This window comes from Olleya sp. NP1-10 (genome assembly GCF_055804415.1).
Genome location: NZ_CM147840.1, coordinates 1,920,049 through 1,944,767, shown reverse-complemented (window position 1 = coordinate 1,944,767; position 24,719 = coordinate 1,920,049). Strand labels below are relative to the sequence as shown.

21 protein-coding genes and 3 pseudogenes are annotated in these 24,719 nt (G+C 30.7%); 14 read left to right on the top strand and 10 right to left on the bottom strand.

Going from position 1 to position 24,719, the window contains the following annotated elements; all coding sequences use genetic code 11:
• Positions 1 to 570: 570 nt before the first annotated feature.
• Entirely contained in the window at positions 571 to 1,542 is a 972-nt protein-coding gene (locus AC0L4B_RS08905) for an IS110 family RNA-guided transposase (RefSeq protein ID WP_473436607.1), read from the bottom strand.
• A gap of 350 nt (positions 1,543 to 1,892) precedes the next feature.
• Between AC0L4B_RS08905 and AC0L4B_RS08900 the strand changes: the two genes are divergently transcribed.
• From AC0L4B_RS08900 to AC0L4B_RS08875, 6 genes are all read left to right on the top strand, one after another.
• A complete protein-coding gene (locus AC0L4B_RS08900; protein WP_473436606.1) occupies positions 1,893 to 2,738 on the top strand; it encodes a DUF6602 domain-containing protein in 846 nt (281 codons plus the stop codon).
• 357 nt (positions 2,739 to 3,095) lie between these two features.
• Positions 3,096 to 3,659 carry a metallophosphoesterase family protein gene (locus tag AC0L4B_RS08895; protein WP_473436605.1) on the top strand — a complete coding sequence of 188 codons (564 nt, stop codon included), beginning with the start codon at positions 3,096 to 3,098 and terminating at the stop codon, positions 3,657 to 3,659.
• 222 nt (positions 3,660 to 3,881) lie between these two features.
• Positions 3,882 to 4,295: a hypothetical protein gene (locus AC0L4B_RS08890; RefSeq protein WP_473436604.1), complete on the top strand. Its 414-nt coding sequence runs from the start codon at positions 3,882 to 3,884 to the stop codon at positions 4,293 to 4,295.
• A 529-nt stretch (positions 4,296 to 4,824) separates the two neighbouring features.
• Positions 4,825 to 5,754 (top strand): IS3 family transposase, encoded by a 930-nt coding sequence (locus AC0L4B_RS08885; protein ID WP_473439423.1) that lies wholly within the window; start codon positions 4,825 to 4,827, stop codon positions 5,752 to 5,754.
• Positions 5,755 to 5,833: 79 nt separating this feature from the next.
• Positions 5,834 to 6,214, top strand: a complete 381-nt coding sequence (locus AC0L4B_RS08880) for a hypothetical protein (RefSeq protein ID WP_473436603.1) — start codon at positions 5,834 to 5,836, stop codon at positions 6,212 to 6,214.
• Between the two features lie 210 nt (positions 6,215 to 6,424).
• Complete coding sequence (locus AC0L4B_RS08875; RefSeq protein WP_473436602.1) at positions 6,425 to 7,207, top strand: hypothetical protein; 783 nt, start codon at positions 6,425 to 6,427, stop codon at positions 7,205 to 7,207.
• A gap of 48 nt (positions 7,208 to 7,255) precedes the next feature.
• Here AC0L4B_RS08875 and AC0L4B_RS08870 read toward each other — a convergent pair whose 3' ends face one another.
• On the bottom strand, positions 7,256 to 8,227 hold the full coding sequence (locus tag AC0L4B_RS08870; protein WP_473436601.1) for an IS110 family RNA-guided transposase: 972 nt from the start codon (positions 8,225 to 8,227) through the stop codon (positions 7,256 to 7,258).
• Positions 8,228 to 8,971: 744 nt separating this feature from the next.
• Here AC0L4B_RS08870 and AC0L4B_RS08865 point away from each other — a divergent pair.
• Positions 8,972 to 9,355 carry a transposase gene (locus AC0L4B_RS08865; protein ID WP_473436600.1) on the top strand — a complete coding sequence of 128 codons (384 nt, stop codon included), beginning with the start codon at positions 8,972 to 8,974 and terminating at the stop codon, positions 9,353 to 9,355.
• A 74-nt stretch (positions 9,356 to 9,429) separates the two neighbouring features.
• On the top strand, positions 9,430 to 10,356 hold the full coding sequence (locus AC0L4B_RS08860; RefSeq protein ID WP_473436599.1) for a hypothetical protein: 927 nt from the start codon (positions 9,430 to 9,432) through the stop codon (positions 10,354 to 10,356).
• A 47-nt stretch (positions 10,357 to 10,403) separates the two neighbouring features.
• Here the strand turns inward: AC0L4B_RS08860 and AC0L4B_RS08855 are convergent, their stop codons facing one another.
• Positions 10,404 to 11,375 (bottom strand): IS110 family RNA-guided transposase, encoded by a 972-nt coding sequence (locus tag AC0L4B_RS08855; RefSeq protein WP_473436598.1) that lies wholly within the window; start codon positions 11,373 to 11,375, stop codon positions 10,404 to 10,406.
• A gap of 689 nt (positions 11,376 to 12,064) precedes the next feature.
• Between AC0L4B_RS08855 and AC0L4B_RS08850 the strand changes: the two genes are divergently transcribed.
• Positions 12,065 to 12,448 (top strand): transposase, encoded by a 384-nt coding sequence (locus AC0L4B_RS08850; protein WP_473436597.1) that lies wholly within the window; start codon positions 12,065 to 12,067, stop codon positions 12,446 to 12,448.
• A 151-nt stretch (positions 12,449 to 12,599) separates the two neighbouring features.
• Positions 12,600 to 13,259, top strand: coding sequence for a hypothetical protein (locus AC0L4B_RS08845; protein ID WP_473436596.1), 660 nt, complete (start codon positions 12,600 to 12,602; stop codon positions 13,257 to 13,259).
• A gap of 47 nt (positions 13,260 to 13,306) precedes the next feature.
• Here the strand turns inward: AC0L4B_RS08845 and AC0L4B_RS08840 are convergent.
• A pseudogene (locus AC0L4B_RS08840) lies at positions 13,307 to 13,558 on the bottom strand (IS110 family transposase); the annotation flags it as partial.
• A 659-nt stretch (positions 13,559 to 14,217) separates the two neighbouring features.
• On the opposite strand from AC0L4B_RS08840, the gene AC0L4B_RS08835 reads away from it, so the two are divergent.
• The gene (locus tag AC0L4B_RS08835) at positions 14,218 to 16,578 is read left to right on the top strand and encodes a fibronectin type III domain-containing protein (RefSeq protein ID WP_473436595.1); all 2,361 of its coding nucleotides are present in this window, start codon (positions 14,218 to 14,220) and stop codon (positions 16,576 to 16,578) included.
• Positions 16,579 to 16,788: 210 nt separating this feature from the next.
• Here AC0L4B_RS08835 and AC0L4B_RS08830 read toward each other — a convergent pair.
• Positions 16,789 to 17,633: pseudogene (locus AC0L4B_RS08830) on the bottom strand (NAD-dependent epimerase/dehydratase family protein); the annotation flags it as partial.
• Between the two features lie 94 nt (positions 17,634 to 17,727).
• On the opposite strand from AC0L4B_RS08830, the pseudogene AC0L4B_RS08825 reads away from it, so the two are divergent.
• From AC0L4B_RS08825 to AC0L4B_RS08815, 3 genes and pseudogenes are all read left to right on the top strand, one after another.
• A pseudogene (locus AC0L4B_RS08825) lies at positions 17,728 to 18,440 on the top strand (glycosyltransferase family 2 protein).
• On the top strand, positions 18,440 to 19,063 hold the full coding sequence (locus AC0L4B_RS08820) for a lipid-A-disaccharide synthase N-terminal domain-containing protein (RefSeq protein ID WP_473436594.1): 624 nt from the start codon (positions 18,440 to 18,442) through the stop codon (positions 19,061 to 19,063). The pseudogene AC0L4B_RS08825 and the gene AC0L4B_RS08820 overlap by 1 nt, the downstream one beginning before the upstream one ends.
• A gap of 49 nt (positions 19,064 to 19,112) precedes the next feature.
• The gene (locus tag AC0L4B_RS08815; RefSeq protein ID WP_473436593.1) at positions 19,113 to 20,537 is read left to right on the top strand and encodes an ArnT family glycosyltransferase; all 1,425 of its coding nucleotides are present in this window, start codon (positions 19,113 to 19,115) and stop codon (positions 20,535 to 20,537) included.
• Between the two features lie 153 nt (positions 20,538 to 20,690).
• Here AC0L4B_RS08815 and AC0L4B_RS08810 read toward each other — a convergent pair whose 3' ends face one another.
• Genes AC0L4B_RS08810 through AC0L4B_RS08790 form a run of 5 tightly spaced genes read right to left on the bottom strand, consistent with a single transcriptional unit; the run spans position 20,691 to position 24,689 of the window.
• A complete protein-coding gene (locus AC0L4B_RS08810; RefSeq protein ID WP_473436592.1) occupies positions 20,691 to 21,266 on the bottom strand; it encodes a phosphatase PAP2 family protein in 576 nt (191 codons plus the stop codon).
• Positions 21,267 to 21,298: 32 nt separating this feature from the next.
• Complete coding sequence (locus AC0L4B_RS08805; protein ID WP_473436591.1) at positions 21,299 to 21,526, bottom strand: hypothetical protein; 228 nt, start codon at positions 21,524 to 21,526, stop codon at positions 21,299 to 21,301.
• A gap of 20 nt (positions 21,527 to 21,546) precedes the next feature.
• A complete protein-coding gene (locus tag AC0L4B_RS08800) occupies positions 21,547 to 22,929 on the bottom strand; it encodes an MATE family efflux transporter (protein WP_473436590.1) in 1,383 nt (460 codons plus the stop codon).
• A gap of 42 nt (positions 22,930 to 22,971) precedes the next feature.
• Complete coding sequence (locus AC0L4B_RS08795) at positions 22,972 to 23,748, bottom strand: FkbM family methyltransferase (protein WP_473436589.1); 777 nt, start codon at positions 23,746 to 23,748, stop codon at positions 22,972 to 22,974.
• Positions 23,748 to 24,689, bottom strand: coding sequence for an NAD(P)H-dependent flavin oxidoreductase (locus tag AC0L4B_RS08790; RefSeq protein WP_473436588.1), 942 nt, complete (start codon positions 24,687 to 24,689; stop codon positions 23,748 to 23,750). Before AC0L4B_RS08790 ends, AC0L4B_RS08795 begins: the two co-directional genes overlap by 1 nt.
• Positions 24,690 to 24,719: the final 30 nt, after the last annotated feature.

Sequence of the window (24,719 nt, the reverse complement as noted above, 5' to 3'; positions counted from 1 at the left end):
ATTATTTATTTTCATATCGAGTGCTCTATTTTCGCAAGAATATATTTCTGTAGACAAAACAGACAATAATAGAGAACATATAAAATTAGTCAATATGAATATCAACGAATTAAAAGACAGTATATTCAATTCATCGAAAAATATTAAAGTTATTTATTTTTTCAATAATTATTGTTCTCAATCTTTAAAATTCACCCCATATTTAAATGAAATCTATTTAAAAAATAAAGATAAATTCGATTTATTTGTGATTTCAAGCAAAAAGCCAAAAAAATAGAACAACTTTATAATTATTTGTTCTATGAAGGTTATTATTTTCCAGTTTTCAATGTAAGTAAAGAATCCTTTAAATCTATAACTAACATATTATGCTCTGACTGCAATCAAAAGATTATGGGATATTCTGATTTTTTTATTTTGGATAATAATAACATTTTACTTTCCCAAAGTAATTATGACTTGTCGACTACTGAAAAGATAAGAGTTTTGAAAAATTACTTAAATTAAACTTTTGGAATAAAAATAACGCATTACAACAAAGTACTGTGGTAAAAAACAAGTAAAAACTCATTAATTTTTTAATAAAGTACTTCTGTAATTATTATCATAACTTAGTCCTGATTTTGCTATTGCAAAAGCCTGTTTTAATAGTTTGTTACAAACCGCTATTAATGCTAATTTTTTACTCTTCCCTTTGGCTACTAATCGATCGTATATTGCTTTGCAAGCATGGTTATATTTACAAGCATTAAAACTGCACATAAATAATAAATTTCGAAGCTTTTGATTCCCTATTTTACTAATTCGCGGACGTCCTTTTACACTACTTCCACTTTGACGGATCACTGGTGTTAAACCTGCGTAACTACACAATTCACTTCCGCTTGTAAAACGATCAAATCCATCGGTTAAAACCACTAGCATTAATGATGTTTTGGGACCAATTCCTGGAATACTTTTTAAGCGTGTTAAAACATCTTGATGCACTTCTTTTACTAAAACTAACAATTTATCTTCTATCATTTTTAGCTCTTTCTGAACTTGTTTTAAACTGCGTTTTAAAGAGCTAACTACTACTTTACTTGGATTGCCTAAAACAGCTTCGCCATGTAGTTTATTTTTTAACATTGTGCTTTGTTTTGTATACACACCAAGGAGTCTGGTCATTTGAAGACATTCTAATTGATGCTTTGAGTTGCCTTTCCAAAGCTTTAATTTTACATCTTTGGCATATTCACAAATCAACTTTGAGTCACTTTTATCTGTCTTTATTTTAGACAACTTCATTTGTATAAATCGTTTTACGGCTAAGGGATTTTCTACCGAAACTTTAATCCCTTCTTCTTGTAAAAAATAAGCTAATTGGTAATGATAATAACCCGTAGCTTCCATTACACAATGACTATTAAAATCTAACAGTTTTGTAAACTTTTTAAAGCCCGAAATACTGTTTTTAAATTGGTAATAATTACCATCAGAATCTGTTACATCAAAAACTAAATGACTGATGTCAAGTCCAAAATATTTTATATCTTTATTCATAAGAAAATGTTTTTTGAAAGGACAAGCTACGCGAGTTTCAACGACTTAAAATCGAGGTCTAAAAGCCTCATAGAACTGTACGAAATCTGTGTAGAAAAAGAGAGGGGATTTTCAATGTTGACGAGATCATAGTCTCTGCGTATATATTAACCTTATTCCTCTCTTTTGTACTTTCTGTTTATGTTTCTAATTTAATGAATTACAAACTTAAGACGTATATAATTTATTGCTGACTTCTCGCCTACTTACGAAAGTCCTCGCAGACTTTCTATTCGGTTTTTATTTGCTAAATTACGTGCTAAACCACGCAACAAACCATATACAAACACGTTGCCAGTAATTAAAGAAATATGGAACAAACATTCAACTCTTTTGAGTTTCTAGAAGATTTATCGGAAGAGTTAATACTCGGTTTTAAAAAGGCAGGAAAAGCAACAACTCCTGTTCTAGTTGGCTCTGCTCGAGAAAAAGAAGTTAGAAAAAAATTAGAATTGATTTTTCCACAATCAATAGGAATTTCTACTGGATGTATAATTGATACGGAAAACAAAACTAGTAAGCAAACAGATATTGTAGTATATGAAAAGGATATTTGTCCAGTTTTTTCAATAAATGACAATGAAGAAACCACCTATTACCCTTGTGAAGGAGTTATAGCTGTGGGAGAAATTAAGAGTACTATAAACACTAAAGAATTAGAAGATTCATTTGCTAAAATAAAATCTGTAAAACAATTAAATAGATTTTCAAAAAACAGTACTATATGGCGAAGCTATTGCTCAAGACAAACAATACAAGGTGCCGATTCTCAGAAATTTGACCAAAAATCCAATAGTACAGACCAAATCTATGGTTTTATTCTTTGCGAAAAAATCGGACTCAAATTAGACACATTTTTATCCAAATGTTCTGATTTAATTAAAGCTGAAGACGCTCATTTATTGCCGAATATCATTGTTTCTCTTCAAGACGGAATATTTGTTTATTTGGATTCTAAAAAGAATCATATTAGAAAAGACAAAAACAATGCTGACAATTTTTATAATGTTAAAAATCCATCGGGTGATTTTCAATTTCTCTTAAACGAATTGAATTATTACATAAACCAAGGTCGTTCAACTGATATTTTACCTTTTGAAAAATATGTTATCAAAACACCGTCGTTGCCTGGAAACGGAATGAAAATCGGAATATAACTACTGGCAACAAGGTGTATAAAACATAGCTAATAAGTGCTTAACCGAAAGGTTTGTTTATATTTAGAATGTCCGCCAAATTTTTAATTTGGCTTTTAGAATAGAAGATTAAAAACAAAATATAAAAATTCGGCTCTGTGTTAATCCGAAAAGTTAGCGTCTTTTTAAAAGCTACGTTTCATACACAAGTCCGTTGTAGGGCATTAAACAGAAACCAGTAAATTTGAAAACAATAAAATCAATATAATATGCGAACCTTTAAAAACAAAAAGATGTAACCTTCGGAGTCCAAAGTTGAATGTAAAATTCAATAATAGAAAAGAGTGAAAACAAATAATTTAATTAAAATACAATAAAATGAGTAAAATATATTTTACCTCAGACCACCACTTTGGACATAAAAATATAATCAAATTTTCTGAACGTCCTTTTAAGGATGTGAATGAAATGGATGAAATTTTAATCCAAAGATGGAATGAAAAAGTAAACCCAGAAGATGAAGTTTATCACTTAGGTGATGTTGGTCTTTCTTCTTCGGGGAAATTGAGAAAAATTCTTGACAGACTGAACGGGAAAATTTATCTAATTAATGGAAATCACGAAAAATCAGCCCAAGATTGTCACTCAAGATTTGAATGGATAAAAGACTATTATGAACTAGTCGTTAAAGATGATGAATTTGAAAGAGGCGAACAATTGATTGTCCTTTTTCATTATGCAATGAGAGAATGGAACGCTTCACATTGGGGAGCATATCATTTATACGGTCATTCTCACGGAACATTATCAGACGACCCAATTTCACGTTCATTTGACATTGGAGTCGATTGTCATAATTTTTATCCGTTATCATATGAGGAGGTTAAAGCGATTATGAAAACTAAAAGTTGGAAACCACCATTTGAAAAGGGTAATAGATAAGAACGCCCTACAACAAAGTGTATAAATAATAAGGGCTCTAGTACTTAAACCAAAGTTAAGTACACTTTATAAAATCCGCAAAACTTACAATTTTGCGGATTATTTATTTAAAGAAAAATTGTAAATTTGGCTAAGAGCTTAACCGAAAGTAAGTGAGTTTTTAACCCCTTACTATTCATACACAAACCGTTATGCACAAGTAACCACACTGACCCAAGAAAAATGAAAACAATAATAATATTTTTAACTTTCGGAATTTTGATTTCTTGTGGAAATAATGCGAAAAAGAATAAGCCTGAATCAAAAAATAGAATTGAAATTTTAAATGGGAATTTTTCTAATTCAGAAATTGTTTCTGTGGAAATAATTGAAATTGAACACCCAATGCTTGGTGGAATTGTAAATACTGTAAAACTGAATAGTTTGCAAAAGGAAAAGTTCTTGAGTGATTTAGATAGTCTTAAGAAAAAAGGAATGTTGAAATGCGGAGCAAAATATGTTGTAAGACTGAATATGAAAAAAGACACTTTACGATTAAAAGTTTGTGGAAATAATATTGCAAACCGAAAAAACGACTACTATTTTGAACTTGAAAACGGAAAAAACATAATTGAGGAATATATAAAAACTGAATAAACCAGTGCATAACATTGTATATAAAAAATTGCTATTTTGTGCTCAACCAATGTGAGTTGCTTTGTTTGCTTGCATCTGATTTTCCTTCGGAAAATCCTCGCACTCAAACACGCAACTTTCCATATACATAAACGTTAGGCAACATTAGGTAAATGAACTTTCCTGAAATAGGTTGACTAAAAATTAAGCAATTAATTACAGTCACTTATGAAAACACAAAATGAACACTGGCGAAAAAAAGCTACCAAAAAGCAACTTTAGAGACTAAACTTTTAGTCGTTGACCAAATACTTACAGGACAACTATCCAATAACCAAGCTTCAAAAAAATATGACATTCCTAGAACAACTATTTCCTATTGGTTAAGAAAATACAGTACCTTAGTACAACAAAATACTGGCATGAGTAAAAACGATGAGATTAAAAGATTAAAGGAAAAGATTGAAGAACTTGAGTTTCAAAAAGACTTTCAACAAGACATTATCGCTGATATGGAACTTATTACAGGAGTCGATATGTCAAAAAAGTCATTACCCAAAACATTAGCAAAAGAGATAGAGCTAAAGAAAAAGGCACGTATAAAAGAAAGTGGCTTTATGGATGTTTTGGGGTTAGCAAACAAGCCTTCTACAAAAGACTCAAAGCTCAACGAAAACAAGAAATAGACCATCAAAAACTAATTAAATTGGTGAAAGACTACCGTAAAAAGGTAGGCTCGAAAACCGGTGGAATTAAGCTATATAAAGAACTTAAGCTAGACTTTATAAACGCTAATATTAAGATCGGAAGAGGCAAGTTCTATCGCTTCCTTAGACTAAATAACCTTTTGATTCCTAAAACTAAAAATTACATCACAACCACAAACTCTAACCACATGTACAAAAAATATAAAAACCTGGTCAAAGACCAAGTTCCTTCTCGACCAGAACAACTATGGGTAAGCGATATAACCTACATTAAAACCGAAAAAGGACACAACTACCTAGCATTAGTCACAGACGCCTATTCTAAGCAAATTATGGGCTACAAACTAGATAACCATATGAGAACATCACTTTGCACAGATGCACTCGCTATGGCCATTAGAAACAGAAAATACCCTAATCAAAAACTTATTCATCATTCAGATAGAGGTTTCCAATACTGCAACCCCAAATACACGCAGTTTGCTGAAGATAATGGAATGACAATGAGTATGACTGAACAATACGACCCTTACGAAAATGCAGTAGCTGAACGCATTAACAGAACTCTTAAATACGAATACGGACTAAAACAAAACATTAAAAACACTGTATTAGCACAAAAAATGACACAACAAGCGGTGTATATTTATAACAATTTGAGAACCCATTTTAGCCTGAATCTAAGAAAACCTGCTGAAGTACATCTAAATCCAAACATCAAATATAAATCCTATAGAAAAAATAATGTAAATTTACCTGAACTTACGATTTAAGAACGAAGAATTTTAATTAAAAAAGAGTCAACCTATATCAGTATAATACACATACTCAAAACTAACAGAATAGAACTGAATGAAATACTGGATTCTGACTTTTACGATATTGATTTTAGGATGTAAAAATAGTCGAGAAAAAGCACCAACTGTAGAATTGACAGACCCAATTTTAATCGAATGTGATTCAATGTCTCAAAAAGCAGAAATTGATTACAAAAATGGAATTAGGGAATATACAATGATGGGATTAGTACGCGCGACTGAGCTTGAAATGCACTACTCGGATTTTATGAAACAGAATTATAACATAACGATGAAAGTAAATTGTGTCCCAAATTATCCTCAAACTTGCTACGAGGAATCAATGAATTATGAAATTGAAAAAGAATATGGCGAAGATTTTATGAAATTGACAAGAGAAAAATCGGAAAAAGCTTTTAATGAGAAACGGAAATAAAAACTACACACAACACGGTGTATAAAACATAGCTAATAAGTGTTTAATCGAAAGGCTTGTGTATATTTATAAAGTCCGCCAAATTTTTAAATTTGGCTTTTAGAATAGAAAAATTAAAAACAAAACATAAAAATTCGGCTCTGTGTTAATCCGAAAATCTAGTGTCTTTTTGTACGCTACGTTTCATACACTGAGCCGTTAGCACCAATTATGAAAAAAATCCTGCTTACCATATTATTTATTGCAATTTCAAGTAAAATGTTGGCTTGTACTTGTATAATACAGAAAGTTATTGATAGGTATGCAAAATCGGATTTTGTAGCAACTGTAAACGTGTTGAATGTTAATTCCGAAATCGATGATAACTATTTAAACTTACAAATAGAAATTTTGGAACTATATAAAGGAACCCAAACAGAATTATTGAAAATACCCAAATCAAGAGGCACGTGCGGAATTTATACGCCTGAAAATACAAAGTGGTTGATATTCGCATCAAAGGACAAGAATGGGAATTTGACATTTGGTTATTGCTCTGGAGCAAAACAAATAGATAAAAAATTTGACTCAAAAAGATTAAAGAAATATCCACACGTTGAAATAAATCACAAAAGAAATATAGAACGCAAAATTGAACTTCTGCGGTATTTGAAAAAAGAAAAAATAAAACCGCAAAATGAATTTAAACTTCATAGCTCTTTTTCACTGGAATCAATGAAAAAATTCAAAGGTTACGAAGTAAATAAAAACAAGTTTGCTCTTTATGAATTAACAATCGATAAAGACTTGAGTGTTTTAAAGGTCAAAGAGTTAAAAGCGTTTGACAATAAAAAACTTTCAATGGAACTTTTAGAATTCATAAACGGAAATGTAAGCATTGGACGGAAAGGGAAATTGAATGAAATTCCTGAACAAACCAAAATAGTTTTAGGACTTTATTATTATCCACCTGAAAAGGAAAATTCAAGCTTTATTGGAACTTTTGCGTTGTAAATAACTGGTGCTAACAAAGTACTGTGGTAAAAAACAAGTAAAAACTCATTAATTTTTTAATAAAGTACTTCTGTAATTATTATCATAACTTAGTCCTGATTTTGCTATTGCAAAAGCCTGTTTTAATAGCTTATTACAAACGGCTATTAAAGCTAATTTTTTACTCTTCCCTTTGGCTACTAATCGATCGTATATTGCTTTGCAAGCATGGTTATATTTACAGGCATTAAAACTGCACATAAATAATAAATTTCGAAGCTTTTGATTCCCTATTTTACTAATTCGCGGACGTCCTTTTACACTACTTCCACTTTGACGGATCACTGGTGTTAAACCTGCGTAACTACACAATTCACTTCCGCTTGTAAAACGATCAAATCCATCGGTTAAAACCACTAGCATTAATGATGTTTTGGGACCAATTCCTGGAATACTTTTTAAGCGTGTTAAAACATCTTGATGCACTTCTTTTACTAAAACTAACAATTTATCTTCTATCATTTTTAGCTCTTTCTGAACTTGTTTTAAACTGCGTTTTAAAGAGCTAACTACTACTTTACTTGGATTGCCTAAAACAGCTTCGCCATGTAGTTTATTTTTTAACATTGTGCTTTGTTTTGTATACACACCAAGGAGTCTGGTCATTTGAAGACATTCTAATTGATGCTTTGAGTTGCCTTTCCAAAGCTTTAATTTTACATGTTTGGCATATTCACAAATCAACTTTGAGTCACTTTTATCTGTCTTTATTTTAGACAACTTCATTTGTATAAATCGTTTTACGGCTAAGGGATTTTCTACCGAAACTTTAATCCCTTCTTCTTGTAAAAAATAAGCTAATTGGTAATGATAATAACCCGTAGCTTCCATTACACAATGACTATTAAAATCTAACAGTTTTGTAAACTTTTTAAAGCCCGAAATACTGTTTTTAAATTGGTAATAATTACCATCAGAATCTGTTACATCAAAAACTAAATGACTGATGTCAAGTCCAAAATATTTTATATCTTTATTCATAAGAAAATGTTTTTTGAAAGGACAAGCTACGCGAGTTTCAACGACTTAAAATCGAGGTCTAAAAGCCTCATAGAACTGTACGAAATCTGTGTAGAAACCGAAGCATGAGGTTCGTGAATACTTTTAAAAACAAATAAGAAAAAAGGAACAAAAAGAGAGGGGATTTTCAATGTTGACGAGATCATAGTCTCTGCGTATATATTAACCTTATTCCTCTCTTTTGTACTTTCTGTTTATGTTTCTAATTTAATGAATTACAAACTTAAGACGTATAAAAATAATTGCGGTTTAGTGCTTAATCAAAGGCAATTGCGTGTTTGCATGCATCTGATTTTCCTTCGGAAAATCCTCGCATACAAACCCGCAACTATCCTTATACATAAACGTTGCCAGTAATATGAAAAAAGCACTTTCCTGAAATAGGTTGACTAAAAATTAAGCAATTAATTACAGTTACTTATGAAAACACAAAATGAACACTGGCGAAAAAAAGCTATCAAAAAGCAACTTTAGAAACTAAACTTTTAGTCGTTGACCAAATCCTTAGCGGACAATTATCCAATAACCAAGCTTCTAAAAAATATGACATTGCCAAAACTACTATGGGTAAGCGATATCACCTACATTAAAACCCAATACGGTCAAAATTATTTAGCCATTGTTACAGATTCTTATTCTAAACAGATTATGGGCTACAAACTAGTTAACCATATGATAATATAACTTTACAAAGACGCACTCGCTATGGCCATAAAAAACAGAAAATACCCCAATCAAAAGCTCATTCATCATTCAGATAGAGGTTTCCAATACTGCAACCCCAAATACACGAAGTTTGCTGAAGATAATGGAATGACAATGAGTATGACTGAACAATACGATCCTTATGAAAATGCAGTATCTGAACGCATTAACAGAACTCTTAAATACGAATACGGACTAAAACAAAACATTAAAAACACTGTATTAGCACAAAAAATGACACAACAAGCGGTGTATATTTATAACAATTTGAGAACCCATTTTAGCCTGAATCTCAGAAAACCTGATGAAGTACATCTAAATCCGAATATCAAATACAAGTCGTATCGAAAAAATAAAGTAAATTTACATGAACTAACGATTTAATAACCGAGAATTTTAACTAAAAAAGAGTCAACCTATTTCAGTATAATACAAAAACTATAAAACAAAATCATATTATGAAGAAAATTAAATTTACATTATTGATCTTATCAATTATTATATCCTTTGATTCGTATTCACAAGAATTTGAATGGATTGTTGCCAATACTGGTTCAACCCCTGGAGAAAGAATCGTAGCAATAATTGATGCAGGAAGCATTGGTAATTATGATGGAGTAGGCTTAACTGGAACTGTTACTGATTATAATGGAAATTGGGGCTACAACTATCCTACTTTATCTGAATTTACAGCTTATATAAAATTTTCTCCTAATCTTACTTATGGAATTATACAGGAAAAACCAACTGTAAACATAGAGCTTCGAATACGTAAAATATCTAATTCAATAGTTCATTTAACCGCTAACTTACCTTATACTCATAAAGGTGCAAGAGTGGATTTTAAAAAAGTCATAGGCTCTCCTTCTATTGTAATGGGGAATCCGCTTGTTAATGATTTTTCAGGAGAACTCTTATTAAACAAACCTAATTATAATTCAATATCTACTACAAACCATGGTACTGGAGATATAGGAATTGGAACTTCAGATACCAAAGGCTTTAAATTAGGTGTCAAAGGAAAAATAGTAACAGAAGAAGTGAAAGTAGCTACTTACGATAATTGGGCTGATTTTGTATTTACTAAAGAGTATAAATTACCAAGCTTAACAGAAGTTGAAAATCATATCAAAGAAAAAGGCTATTTAAAAGATATTCCGAGTGCTAAGGAAGTTGAAAAAAATGGAATTTTTCTTGGAGAAATGGATTCAAAATTATTACAAAAAATTGAGGAACTTACTCTTTATACGATTCAACAACAGAAAGAAATTAATGTTCAAAAAGAAAAGTTTGAAAAACTTGAAAAAGAAAATAAATCTTTAAAAAAGATAAATCTAAAACTTCTCGAATTACAAAAAAGATTAGAAAAACTGGAAAAGGAATAAAGCCAGAATCTAAAAAATTACTACAGCAAAAAACAAGTAAAAACTCATTAATTTTTTAATAAAGTACTTCTGTTATTATTATCATAACTTAATCTTGATTTTTCTATTGCAAAAGCCTGTTTTAATAGCTTATTACAAACCGCTATTAATGCTAATTTTTTGCTCTTCCCTTTGGCTACTAATCTATCATATATTGCTTTGCAAGCATGGTTATATTTACAGGCATTAAAACTGCACATAAATAATAAATTTCGAAGCTTTTGATTCCCTATTTTACTAATTCGTGGACGTCCTTTTACACTACTTCCACTTTGACGGATCACTGGTGTTAAACCTGCGTAACTACATAATTCACTTCCGCTTGTAAAACGATCAAATCCATCGGTTAAAACCACTAACATTAATGAAGTTTTTGGCCCAATTCCTGGAATGGTTTTTATGCGTGTTAAAATATACTGATGTACTTCTTTTACTAAAACTAACAATTTATCTTCTATCATTTTTAGCTCTTTCTGAACTTGTTTTAAACTGCGTTTTAAAGAGCTAACTACTACTTTACTCGGGTTACCTAAAACAGCTTCGCCATGTAGTTTATTTTTTAACATTGTGCTTTGTTTTGTATACACACTAAGGAGTCTGGTCATTTGAAGACATTCTAATTGATGTTTTGAATTGCCTTTCCAAAGCTTTAATTCTACATGTTTGGCATATTCACAAATCAACTTAGAGTCACTTTTGTCTGTCTTTATTTTAGACAATTTCATTTGTATAAATCGTTTTACGGCTAAGGGGTTTTCTACCGAAACTTTAACCCCTTCTTCTTGTAAATAATAAGCTAATTGGTAATGATAATAACCCGTAGCTTCCATAACACAATGACTATTAAAATCTAACAGTTTTGCAAACTTTTTAAACCCAGAAATACTGTTTTTAAATTGGTAATAATTACCATCAGAATCTGTTACATCAAAAACTAAATGACTGATGTCAAGTCCAAAATATTTTATATCTTTATTCATAAGAAAATGTTTTTTGAAAGGACAAGCTACGCGAGTTTCAACGACTTAAAATCGAGGTCTAAAAGCCTCATAGAACTGTACGAAATCTGGGTAGTAAAAGAGAGGGGATTTTCAATGTTGACGAGATCATAGTCTCTGCGTGTATATTAACCTTATTCCTCTCTTTTGTGCTTTCTGTTTATGTTTCTAATTTAATGAATTACAAACTTAAGACGTGTATAATTCATTGCTAGTACTCGCCTACTTACGAAAATCCTCGCGGATTTTCTATTCGGTTTTTATTTGCTAGCTTTAGTGCTTAAACACGCAACGAAATCATACACAAAACCGTTGTAAGTAATTTTGACCGTGTACTTTCCTGAAATAGGTTGACTAAAAATTAAGCAATTAATTACAGTCACTTATGAAAACACAAAATGAACACTGGCGAAAAAAAGCTATCAAAAAGCAACTTTAGAAACTAAACTTTTAGTCGTTGACCAAATCCTTAGCGTTCAGATATCCAATAACCAAGCTTCAAAAAAAATATGACATTGCCAAAACTACTATGGGTAAGCGATATCACCTACATTAAAACCCAATACGATCATAATTATTTAGCCATTGTTACAGATTCTTATTCTAAACAGATTATGGGCTACAAACTAGTTAACCATATGATAATATAACTTTACACAGACGAACTCGCTATGGCCATAAAAAACAGAAAATACCCCAATCAAAAGCTCATTCATCATTCAGATAGAGGTTTCCAATACTGCAACCCCAAATACACGAAGTTTGCTGAAGATAATGGAATTACAATGAGTATGACTGAACAATACGACCCTTATGAAAATGCTGTAGCAGAACGAATTAATAGAACGTTGAAATACGAATATGGATTAAAACAAACTATTAAAAAAACTGTATTAGCACAAAAAATGACACAACAAGCAGTGTATATTTATAACAATTTGAGAACCCATTTTAGCCTGAATCTCAGAAAACCTGCTGAAGTACATCTAAATCCAAACATCAAATATAAATCCTATAGAAAAAATAATGTAAATTTACCTGAACTAACGATTTAAGAACAGACCTTGTTCAAACTTTTTTTACCTTCTAAACGTCTAAAAAATCTTTTGAACTGGAAAATATTAACAAAAAAAGGTCAACCTATATCAGTATAATACAGAAAATGGAGATAATACTAACAAAATTTAATAACTTAAAAATACAATAATGAGAAAATTAATAACACTATTTATGACTTTTGGATTTACTTTATTCATAAATGCCCAAACTCCTGTAAATGGAATTCTAAATCATACAAACTCCTATTTTACTATGAAAGCCTACAATAGTGGTTATGATGATGGTTCCTATGCCAAAATATTTTACGATGGTAACAATAAAACAATTAATTTCTGGAACTCTGACAATGGAACTGAATACACTAACTTAAAGATAGGTAATCTTTTTTCCTTAGGTCAAGTAGGTATTGGAACATCAAATATAGGCTCTTGGAAATTAGCAGTTAATGGTCAAATCAGAGCAAAAGAAATAAAAGTGGAAACAGGATGGTCTGATTTTGTTTTTTATGATGATTACAAACTACCTACACTTGAAGAAGTAGAAAATCATATAAATGAAACTGGACATTTAAAAGACATTCCTAGTGCCAAAGAAGTAGAAAAAAATGGAATTTTTCTTGGAGAAATGGACTCTAAATTACTTCAAAAAATCGAGGAACTTACTCTTTATACGATTCAACAACAGAAAGAAATTAATGTTCAAAAAGAAAAGTTTGAAAAACTTGAAAAAGAAAATAAATCTTTAAAAAAGATAAATCTAAAACTACTCGAATTGCAAAAAAGATTAGATAAACTGGAAAAGGAATAAAGCCAGAATCTAAAAAATTACTACAGCAAAAAACAAGTAAAAACTCATTAATTTTTTAATAAAGTACTTCTGTAATTATTATCATAACTTAGTCCTGATTTTGCTATTGCAAAAGCCTGTTTTAATAGCTTATTACAAACGGCTATTAAAGCTAATTTTTTACTCTTCCCTTTGGCTACTAATCTACCATATATTGCTTTGCAAGCATGGTTATATTTACAGGCATTAAAACTGCACATAAATAATAAATTTCGAAGCTTTTGATTCCCTATTTTACTAATTCTTGGACGTCCTTGTAAATGATTAGTTTTTATATCTTTCTTCATAAAAAATGTTGTTTTTAAAATCAAGGAACGAAGATTCACGATTTCCAATTTATTGAAATATTATAGAATGAATAAAGATCAATCTATGCTAGTTTCTACGACTTAAAACCGAGGCATAAATACCTCATAGAACTGTAAGAAATCTGTGTAGAAATCGAAGTATGAGGTTCGTGAATACTTTTAAAAACTAATAAGAAAAAATGAACAAAAAGAGAGAGGGTTTTCAATGTTGACGGGATCATAGTTTCTGACTGCCTAACAACTTTACTCCTCTCTTTTGTGCTTTCTGTTTATGTTTCTAATTTAATCAATCATAAAACTTAAACTGTGTAAACTAAGGAAAATTAACCTGAGCTTGCAATTGAATTACAGAGCTATTTCAGTATAATGCACAATTTCATTTACAATATCTTTCCCTGCATTATATTAAACTATTCTATTTATATCTGTAAGTACAGGTAACCTACAGTTTCGCTTTTAATCGCGAATAATTCGCCTATAAAACTCAAGTAGATAAATTAAATTTTTAGGATATTATTAAGATTAAATAAAATAAGCTTAATAAAAAACGTATTTCGTCATCTAAATATAGACTTTCATCGTATATCTTTTAAAATAAATCAACCTACAAAATGAAACAAAATTTACAAACACCCAAAATCAAAGAAAAACTATCACAATTTTTTATTACATGTTTGTTGTTTTCTACAACATTTATTTGTCAAGTAAAAGCGCAATCTAATTTGGTGCCATCTGACTTATTAAATGTATGGAATTCTAACATTGCAGATAATACTACTTATCCACATTGCGAGCAATGGAAAATCACTTATCCAACAAGTGAAGAAGACAAAACGTTATGCGGAGAAGATAACAACGAGTTTTTTTATGTAAACTCTACTAATGATGGTATCGTATTTTACGCTCCAGTCCGCTCCGACAATGGCACAACTCCTAATTCTAAAAATATACGATCTGAATTAAGAGAAAGAGAGATTGATGGCGAATCTGATAAATACTGGACTACAGAAGGTAGACATGTTATTTATGTTAAACAAGCAATAACACACTTACCTATAAATGTAGATCAATTAGTTGCTACTCAAATTCATGGAAATAAATCCGAAGGTATTGATGATGCTTTAGTTGTAAGACTAGAAGACGAACATCTTTTTTTAAGTTTTAATGGAGGTGAATTAAGAAGCAACGTTACTATTACTAATAATTATTCATTAGGAACTTTACATGAGGTTATTTTTGAAGTATTAGATGATAAACATTACGTTTATTATAGCGAAGACGGTAATTTAAAATCTGCTTACCAAAGCGGAAATGCTTCTGCTTATTTAGTAAAAGACAATGGTAATGAGATATTAATGGATATTGATTACGATGATGCCTATTTTAAAGTTGGAAATTATACACAAAGTAATCCAACAAAAGAAGGCGATGATACAGATCACCCAGATAATTATGGAGAAGTAGTTGTTTACGACATGTATGTAGATCATGCTGATGTTGGTGTGGTAACACCTCCTGCTTCTTGCAATGCTACAGCTCCTACTGGACTTTCTGTAACTAACATTTCAACCACTCAAGCTACACTAAACTGGAATTTTAACACTTCTATAGATCACTACAACGTAAGATATAGAGAGGTTGGAAGTACGACTTGGATTAACGAGTCTTCAATAACTTCAGGAAGTATTACATTAAATAACCTTACTACTGATTCTGATTATGAATGGCAAGTCAGAGCTAAATGTGCTGATGGCTCTGGATCTAACTACTCAGATGCTCAAGGGACTGACTTTACAACGACTTTAACAAGCTCAACTTGTAATGCTACCTCACCTTCTGGATTAACTGTAACTAATGTATCAACAACTGAAGCTACTTTAAACTGGAGTTTTGATCCATCTATTGATCATTATAATGTAAAATATAAAGATGTAAATAGTTCTAGTTGGAGTTTTGAATATTCAATCTCTAACAGCAGTATAACTTTAACAGGTTTGAATGCAGACACAGATTATGAATGGCAAATTAGAGCTAAATGTGCTGATGGCTCTGGATCTAATTATTCTGACGGACAAGGTCCAGACTTTAAAACCACATCAAATTCAACTTCAACAAATTGCGATGACACACCAACGGGATTAATTGTTAACAACTTAACTAGTAATAGCGCTACTTTAAATTGGAACTATATTTCTAGTGTTGATCATTATAATGTACGTTATAAAAAGGTAGGAGACTCAGATTGGAAGTATATAAACAGTATTCATACAGGAAGTGTAACGCTAACAGACGTTAATACAAGTTCTACTTATGAATGGCAAATCAGAGCTAAATGTGCTGATGGTTCTGGATCTAATTATTCTGATGGGCAAGGTCCTGACTTTTTACCAACATCTTCAAATGAAACCTCTGAAACAATTTCATGTAGTGATACACCAACAGGATTATCTATCAGCAGTCTTACCAATAATAGTGTTACTTTAAATTGGAATTATTTTTCTAATGTAGATCACTACAATGTACGCTACAAAAAAACAGGAGATTCTGATTGGAGATATAAAAACAGTATTACAACAGGAAATGTAACACTAACAGATGTTAACACAAGTTCTAGTTACGAATGGCAAATTAGAGCTAAATGCACAGATGGAAGTGGATCTGATTATACAGATGGTCAAGGACCAAATTTTACACCTTCATCATCAAATAGAAGTGCTCAGTCTTCTATTATTACCTATGCTAACTCGTCTAAAACTAACTTAATTGTTAAAATTGATAACCATACAAATATTAAAGAGGAACAATCATTAAAAATATTTAATATTCATGGTAGATTGATTTATGAAAAATCAAGCCTAAGGCCTAATAATGAGCTTGTATTTGATAATAATATCGAAGACGGTATATATGTAATTATGCTTTTTGATAAAAATGGTGAAATTATAGAATCTAAAAAAGTGTTGAAAAAATAAGGTTTCCAAAATCTTAATATTACATTTTTTCAAAAAGGTAGATGTGTTTTATAAACAGATCTACCTTTTTTAATTATAATATTTTAAATAATTATTAATTATTATTCAATCAGTTTACAAAAAATTAGCTTTATACCAATCTACTTGAGCTGTAACACCTTCTAGTAAAGTTGTTTTAGGATTATAATTCAATAATTTTTTGGCTTTATCAATATTAGCTTTTGTGCGTAACTGGTCTCCTACTCTAGCCTTGACGTGATCTATCTTTATCGTTTGACCAATGACTTGTTGTACTGCTTCTATGCCTTCTTGTGTTGTATGCTCAACCTCTGTACCAAGATTAATAATTTCTCCATCAACAACATCTTCATTATCTATAACGCTTACAATTCCGTCTACTATATCACCAACATAAGTAAAACTACGTAAATGCGTTGCACTGCCATTATATAACGGAAAAGCCTCTCCATTATATGCACAAGCAATTAATTTAGTATACATTTTTTCTGGACGCTCTCTTGGACCAATTACAGAATATAATCGTAATGAACAGCTTTTAAATTGGTGTTCTCTACTTTTTGCAATACTAATTGTTCTGCTGTTAGTTTTGTTACTCCGTAATGTGAAGCTGGTTTTGGTGCTACATCTTCAGGAAAGGTAGCTTGTAAACCGTAAATTGAAGATGTACCGATATTAACAAACAATTGCAAAGCATCACACTGTAAAGCATAATCTATTAAATTTTTAGTCCCAATGATGTTATTGCTAAAGTAATCTTCAAAAGTAGAGCTTGCAGAAATACCAGGTTGTGCAGCAAAATGAAAAATATAGTTGATGTCTTTAGGCAAAGCTTCAGAAAGAGTATCGTCTCTTAAATCGGCTGTTATAATGCTTATTCCTTTTTCTAAAAGTGTTTTTTCGTTTAAGGTTTTCAGCTTTAAGCTGTAATAATCATTAAAATTATCTAAACCAACAACCTCATGACCTAAATCGTGTAAACGCTCACAGGTGTGAGAGCCTATAAAACCTGCTGCTCCAGTGACTAATATTTTCATAAATGTATTTAAGTATTACAAAGAAACAGATTTTTTTTCGATAGTAATTTCAATTCTTTAAAAAACAATACATTTGCAGTACTAAAATAGGTTTATGAATTACCAATTTACCATTATTGTTCCTGTTTATAATGAGGAAGATAATTTATTAAGAGTTGAAAAAGAACTTTTAGCTTACACCAAAATAGCAACTAGAGTTACCAAAATACTATTTGTTAATGATGGTTCTAAAGATAAAAGTCAAGAATTAATTGAAGCTATTTGTAGCAGAAACGAGCAGTTTGACTATATTTTATTTAAAGAAAATAGAGGGTTGAGTGCTGCTATAAAAGCTGGCTTTGACTATACTGACACTAAGCTTGTTGGGTATATTGATAGTGATTTACAGACTGCACCTGAAGATTTCAACTTATTATTAGCACATATTGGAGAGTTTGATTTGGTTACAGGTGTACGCTCTAACCGTAAAGATAGTTTTGTAAAAAACATGTCGTCAAAAATTGCAAACGGAATTAGACGTGCTTTTACCAAAGATGGTATGGATGACACTGGTTGTCCTTTAAAAGTTATTAAAACAGACTATGCTAAACGCATCCCAATGTTTAAAGGATTACACCGTTTTTTACCTGCAATGATTATGCTACAAAACGGTAAGACAAAACAAATACCTGTACAACATTTTCCTAGAGTTGCAGGTGAAGCTAAATTTGGTTTATGGAATCGTTTACTTGGACCTTTAATGGATTGCTTTGCCTATTTATGGATGAAAAAAAGTACATCAATTACGAAGTTGCTAAACAAAAATAATGAGCAATTGGATTATACTTAGTATAGGTTTTTTGGCTCAAACCTTATTTTCTTCTCGATTAATCATCCAATGGATTACAAGCGAGAAACAAAAACGCGTCATTACACCAACCTTATTTTGGACTCTAAGTTTAATCGCGTCTTTCCTTTTGTTTATTTATGGGTATTTACGTGATGATTTTGCTATTATGTTAGGTCAAAGTTTGACTTATTATATTTACATAAGAAATCTACATTTACAAAACCAATGGAAAACCTATCATATTAGTGTACGTTACATCTTATTATTAATGCCTGTTTTTGTGACAGTTTTTTATTTTAATAATAACGAAATTGATACTGTAAAATTATTTAAAAATGAAGCCATTCCCTATTGGTTATTAACCTTAGGTATTGTGTCTCAAATTATATTTACACTACGTTTTGTATTTCAATGGATTTATTCTGAAAAAAACAAAGAATCATCTTTACCGCTTGGTTTTTGGGCTTTAAGCTTAACAGGATCGCTTTTAATTTTGACTTACGCTATTTTTAGAGTAGATTATGTATTATTAGTTGGACACTCATTAGGAGCTGTCATTTACATTCGTAATTTATTGATCTTAAAAAAACAAGATGCTTAAATTTTTAAAAAATTATCCGCTTGTAACCCTATGTTTGCTTATTGCAATCATGCTACTACCAAATTTAGACGCTATTCAGGTTACCATTATGGAGGCACGTAATTTTATTACAGCCAGAGAGATGATACAGGATAACAACTGGTTATTAACTACTATGAATGGTCAAGCACGTTATGAAAAACCACCTTTACCAACTTGGTTAACTGCCCTTTCTGGATTAGTTTTTGGTGTTAAAAGTATTTTTGGAATGCGTTTACCTGCTATAATCATGATTATGGTTTTAGCAATATACAGCTACAAACTGTCTAACCTCATTTTAAAAAATCAAATACACAGCTATTTAAACACATTAATTTTAATAACTTCATTTTACGTTATTGGAATTACAATTGAAGCACCTTGGGATATTTTTACTCATGGTTTTATGATGGTTGCTATTTACCACTTAGTTTGCTTTTTTAAATCTGATATTACTAAATGGACCTCTGTTATTTATGCTGGATTTTTTATAGGTTGTTCTATTTTAAGTAAAGGTCCAGTAAGTTTTTATGCCTTGTTATTACCATTTATAATAGCTTATGGTTTTAGTTTTAAATACAATACTATTAAAACTAAAATAGTACCATTATTAGCACTTTTAATAATAGCATTAACTATTGGAGGTTGGTGGTATTTATATGTTAGATTAGAAGATGCTGAAACTTTTAAAGCCATTACCAGTAAAGAAACCGGAAATTGGACTAGCTACAATGTTAGACCATTTTACTACTATTGGAGCTTTTTTACGCAAAGTGGATTATGGACTATTCCTGCATTTATAAGTTTGCTTTATCCATATTTAAAATCGAGAGTAATACATTTTAAAGCCTATAAATTCACATTATTATGGACCATTTTTGCAGTTATTTTATTATCCCTAATACCTGAAAAAAAATCGCGTTACTTGATGCCTGTTTTAATTCCGTTGGCTTTAAATATTGGGTTTTATATTAATTATCTAATTCGTGAATTTAATTCGTTAACTGATAAACGCGAAACCATTCCTGTATATTTTAATTTTGGATTAATAGCTGTTATAGGTATGATTGCTCCTGTAGCTCTATTTTTTGTATTTAAAACAGAATTAAGTCAGCATCCAATTAAGTTTGCTGTTTTTGCAATAGTTGCATTTACTTTAGGTTTATTTATTTTACTAAAGCTAATAAAGAAAGACATTAAAACTGTTTTTATCTTAACGACTACGTTTTTTGGTGCTTTATTTTTGTTTGGATTACCGCTTTTTAAAACGTTTACAAGTTCTAATTTTAAACCAATTAATACTTTATTAAAATCACATCAAGCTGCCCAAGTTAAATTGTATAATATAAACCATATATCTCCAGAAGCTATCTGGCAATATGGAACTATAATTCCGCAGATAACAAAAAAGAAGGTGCTTATACATTTCCTGAAGCTAAAGAATTTGGCGTTTTAGCTAACAATATCAGCAAGAAAGAACAACAAATAATCAGCAAAAATTATTCTATTGAACTAATTAAGACTTTTGATTTAAACGAAAGTGAACCAGATAGCAAACAGTATAAAGACAGACTGATTAGCAAATATTATTATTTCAGAAAAAAATAAATTATTTTAATTGAAACCTTGATTGTAAATATTTGTCAAGCCTATAGAATAAATATCCAGAGAACGCTCCAAATATCATTCCGCTTACAACGTCTAAAGGATAATGTACTCCAATATAAATTCGGCTGTAAGCCATAGCTAAAGACCAAATTATTAAAACATAAATCAAGTATTTATATTTATAACGCAAGATTAATCCAGAAAAAATTGCAACAGCCATACTGTTACTTGCATGTCCAGAAAAATAACCATACTGTCCACCACACCATGATTTAAGTAATCTCATGGCTTGCACTAGCTCGTCTTCATGACAAGGTCGTAATCGTTTGACCAATATTTTTTTAAATAAATTAGTGACTTGGTCAGTAAATAAAATCATTAATGCTATAACTACTAATGTTAATACAAACATTTTTGTATTCAGCTTTTTATACATCAAAAACAAAAGGATAGCATAAAACGGAATCCAATGTACTTTGTCAGTATAAAAAACCCAGAAAGCATCCCAAGAGCTGCTTCCTAAATTATTTAAAAACAAAAATAATTCTTTGTCGTATTGTACTAATTGGTCTAACATATAATAATTTTGAGGGTAATTAAACCCAGTTTTTACTCTTCGTAACGTGCTACCTCTCGATCATAAAAAGCTGTTGCTTCTTTAATTAAGTTTTCGGTTTCCATTTCTAATTCCTTTTGATCCTGCTGATCAAAATCTTCAAACCACTCCACCTCATCATCTTCAAGATTAATTATAAATCTAGGAAATTCAGTATGAATTACAAAGATTGCGTTTGGATGGTCTGTATTGTCTCCTAAAATATATTTTGGTAATTCCATGTTGTATTAACTTTTAGCTGTTAGTTATTAGCTGAGTTCAAAATTAATCTTTTAGTTAGATAATTAAAACGTATAAACAATAAAATAGCAGCAGTGGTTAATCCTGCTAATAAACCTAACCAAATACCAAAACTACCATAAGCATCTGCTTTTCCAAAATACCAACTAACAGGAAATCCAATTAGCCAATAGGAAATAAACGTGATTAAAGTCGGGATTTTAACATCTTGTAAACCTCTTAATGCTCCAAGAACTACAACTTGTAGGCTGTCACTAATTTGAAAAATAGCAGCTGCAATTAATAGTTGTGAGGCTATTGATACCACTTCCATATTATCTTTAAAATTAACAGCATCATCAAAATCCACATATAATCGTGGTAAAAACTGATTAAATATTAAAAATAATGAAGCGAAAATTACTGCAAAAATAAAACCCATTAAAAATAACGACACTGCAATACGACGTAACTCTAGATATTGATGTAATCCTTTTTGGTTACCTACTCTAATCATTGAGGCAACACTTAATCCCATTGCAACCATAAAAGTCATTGAACTTAAATTTAAAGCCACTTGATTGGCTGCCTGAGGGTTTTTGCCCAACAAACCACTTAACCAAATTGCTGCTGTAAAAATAGCTACTTCAAAAAACATTTGCATAGCGCTTGGTGTCCCTAAACTTATAATTTTTTTCAGCATTAATTTATCTAAAACAAACAACTTAATATTGGTTACATAATCTTTAGATTTTGCTCTACCTTTTAAAAGCCACCATAAGTAAAACACCATTACAACACGCGACACTAAAGTCCCATAAGCTGCACCTACAATACCCATTTCTGGGAAACCAAATTTTCCGAAAATTAATAAATAGTTTAAACCTACATTAATTAAGTTGGCTACAATAGTGGCATACATTGGATATTTAGTCAATGACAAACCATCACTAAACTGTTTAAAACCTTGAAAAATTATTAACGGAATTAAAGAAAAGGCTACCAAATCTAAATACGGAATAGCCAATTCTACAACCTCAATAGGTTGCTTCATTAAATACATTAACGGTTTTGCAAAAAACACTAATAAGAATAGCAAACAACCTAAAACAGTGCATAAAAATAAACCGTGTTTAAAAGCGGATTTACCTTCGTCAAAATTATTAGCACTATCTGCCTCAGCTACTAAAGGTGTTATAGCTGTACTAAAACCAATACCTATAGACATTGCTATAAACATGAAACTGTTTCCTAACGACACAGCTGCCAACTCTGCTGTACCCAATTGGCCAACCATAATATTATCTATAAAACTCACAAAAGTATGACCTAGCATACCTAACATTACAGGTGCTGCAAGCTTCCAGTTGTATTTAAATTCTTTTGTGTAATTGCTTAAAACCATAAAGCAAATGTAGTTGTTTTTAGACTGAATATATCTTAAATCTTATTTTGAAAAGACTAGATTTTCACCAGAATGTGATATTTTAAAATTCTCGGATTTTAAAATTTTATGAATCAATTTAGTGACACCAGGTTCATATTTTTCATGAAGCTCCAAAAATCCAAATGATGTTACAGACAACCAAGGTTGTACATTATTTTCAAAAATTAATTTTTCTGTACCTTCAATATCAATTTTTAATAGGTCGATACTTTCTAAATTAAATTGTTTCCGAATTGCATTAATCGAAAACCCTTTAAATTCACCTTCATCTTTTATAGCCTCAACAACTCTAAAAGCCCATTTTCCTGCGTTTTTATTTAAAATATTTAAGTCTGTATTTTTATACCAAACACCACCTTCTAATAGCTCTACATTTGTTAAATGTTGCGTGTTTTTTCTGATCATTTTAATATTAGAACGGTCTGGTTCTATAGCAATAATTTTAGCATCCTTAAATTTATTTTTAAAATACACTATAGAATAGCCACAATTAGATCCAGCATCTATAATAGTTTGAACCTTATTTGGGTATGTAACATTATAGTCTTCTTCAATAAAAATTTGCTTAAAAATTTTAAAATCTGAAGTCTTAGGTCTTAAATATACAGCAGATGTATATCCTTTTAGTTGAAGCTTTAAAAACTCGGAATTACTTTTTAAGTTATATACTAACTTTAGGTATTGAAATACACCAAGTACGTTAATCCATTTAGGAAGATATTTTACTTGGTAAGCCTTTAAAAACAGTTTATTTATTAGCATTCGTATAAATACCATTAAAGTTTAGCCACATTAAGTTTAGCCTCTTCAAACTCTTCTACCATTTGTTTGACAATATCTGCAACTGGTTTAATATCGTGTATTAATCCTGCAATTTGACCAATTTCTAATTCACCCTCTTCTAAATCGCCTTCAAACATTCCTTTTTTTGCTCTTGCACGACCAAGTAATTCTTTTAGTGCTTCAGGTGAAGGCGCTGTTTTGTATAAAGCTTCAATTTGATTAAAAAACTTATTTTTAACTAATCTTACAGGTGCTAATTCTTTTAAAGTTAATTGAGTATCTCCCTCTTTAGCATCTACAACTACTTGCTTAAAATTGTCATGCGCACTACTTTCTGTACTTGCAACAAATCGGCTTCCAACCTGTACTGCATCTGCTCCTAAAATCATACTCGCTAACATAGCTTTACCATTAGCTATTCCTCCAGCTGCGATTAATGGTATTTCTAATTGCTCTTTAACCATTGGAATCAAAGTTAAAGTTGTAGTCTCATCACGACCATTATGTCCTCCAGCTTCAAAACCTTCAGCTACGATAGCATCTACACCAGCTGCTTGTGCTTTTAAAGCAAATTTAACACTACTAACAACGTGTACAACTATAATACCTTGATCTTGTAACCACTTAGTCCATGTTTTAGGATTTCCTGCAGAAGTAAATACTATTTTAACACCTTCTTCAACAATAATATTCATAATCTCTTCAATGTTTGGATACAACATTGGGACATTAACACCAAAAGGCTTATCGGTTGCTTTTTTACATTTTTGAATGTGCTCTCTTAACACATCTGGATACATACTTCCTGCTCCAATTAACCCTAATATTCCTGCATTACTAGCTGCTGAAGCTAGTTTCCATCCACTATTCCAAATCATTCCTGCTTGGATTATTGGATGTTTTATATTGAAAAGTTTTGTTATAGAATTTGGCATTAGTTTTATGTTAGTTTGTTAAATTTATGT

Bases quoted from the DNA above. Each gene is read 5' to 3' on its own strand.
- AC0L4B_RS08805 (WP_473436591.1), bottom strand. From the start codon at position 21,526: ATGGAATTACCAAAATATATTTTAGGAGACAATACAGACCATCCAAAC.
- AC0L4B_RS08870 (WP_473436601.1), bottom strand. From the start codon at position 8,227: ATGAATAAAGATATAAAATATTTTGGACTTGACATCAGTCATTTAGTT.
- AC0L4B_RS08790 (WP_473436588.1), bottom strand. From the start codon at position 24,689: ATGCCAAATTCTATAACAAAACTTTTCAATATAAAACATCCAATAATC.
- AC0L4B_RS08865 (WP_473436600.1), top strand. From the start codon at position 8,972: ATGGCCATAAAAAACAGAAAATACCCCAATCAAAAGCTCATTCATCAT.
- AC0L4B_RS08875 (WP_473436602.1), top strand. From the start codon at position 6,425: ATGAAAAAAATCCTGCTTACCATATTATTTATTGCAATTTCAAGTAAA.
- AC0L4B_RS08820 (WP_473436594.1), top strand. From the start codon at position 18,440: ATGAGCAATTGGATTATACTTAGTATAGGTTTTTTGGCTCAAACCTTA.
- AC0L4B_RS08850 (WP_473436597.1), top strand. From the start codon at position 12,065: ATGGCCATAAAAAACAGAAAATACCCCAATCAAAAGCTCATTCATCAT.
- AC0L4B_RS08810 (WP_473436592.1), bottom strand. From the start codon at position 21,266: ATGTTAGACCAATTAGTACAATACGACAAAGAATTATTTTTGTTTTTA.
- AC0L4B_RS08900 (WP_473436606.1), top strand. From the start codon at position 1,893: ATGGAACAAACATTCAACTCTTTTGAGTTTCTAGAAGATTTATCGGAA.
- AC0L4B_RS08835 (WP_473436595.1), top strand. From the start codon at position 14,218: ATGAAACAAAATTTACAAACACCCAAAATCAAAGAAAAACTATCACAA.
- AC0L4B_RS08800 (WP_473436590.1), bottom strand. From the start codon at position 22,929: ATGGTTTTAAGCAATTACACAAAAGAATTTAAATACAACTGGAAGCTT.
- AC0L4B_RS08795 (WP_473436589.1), bottom strand. From the start codon at position 23,748: ATGGTATTTATACGAATGCTAATAAATAAACTGTTTTTAAAGGCTTAC.
- AC0L4B_RS08845 (WP_473436596.1), top strand. From the start codon at position 12,600: ATGAGAAAATTAATAACACTATTTATGACTTTTGGATTTACTTTATTC.
- AC0L4B_RS08860 (WP_473436599.1), top strand. From the start codon at position 9,430: ATGAAGAAAATTAAATTTACATTATTGATCTTATCAATTATTATATCC.
- AC0L4B_RS08855 (WP_473436598.1), bottom strand. From the start codon at position 11,375: ATGAATAAAGATATAAAATATTTTGGACTTGACATCAGTCATTTAGTT.
- AC0L4B_RS08895 (WP_473436605.1), top strand. From the start codon at position 3,096: ATGAGTAAAATATATTTTACCTCAGACCACCACTTTGGACATAAAAAT.
- AC0L4B_RS08905 (WP_473436607.1), bottom strand. From the start codon at position 1,542: ATGAATAAAGATATAAAATATTTTGGACTTGACATCAGTCATTTAGTT.
- AC0L4B_RS08890 (WP_473436604.1), top strand. From the start codon at position 3,882: ATGAAAACAATAATAATATTTTTAACTTTCGGAATTTTGATTTCTTGT.
- AC0L4B_RS08815 (WP_473436593.1), top strand. From the start codon at position 19,113: ATGCTACTACCAAATTTAGACGCTATTCAGGTTACCATTATGGAGGCA.
- AC0L4B_RS08880 (WP_473436603.1), top strand. From the start codon at position 5,834: ATGAAATACTGGATTCTGACTTTTACGATATTGATTTTAGGATGTAAA.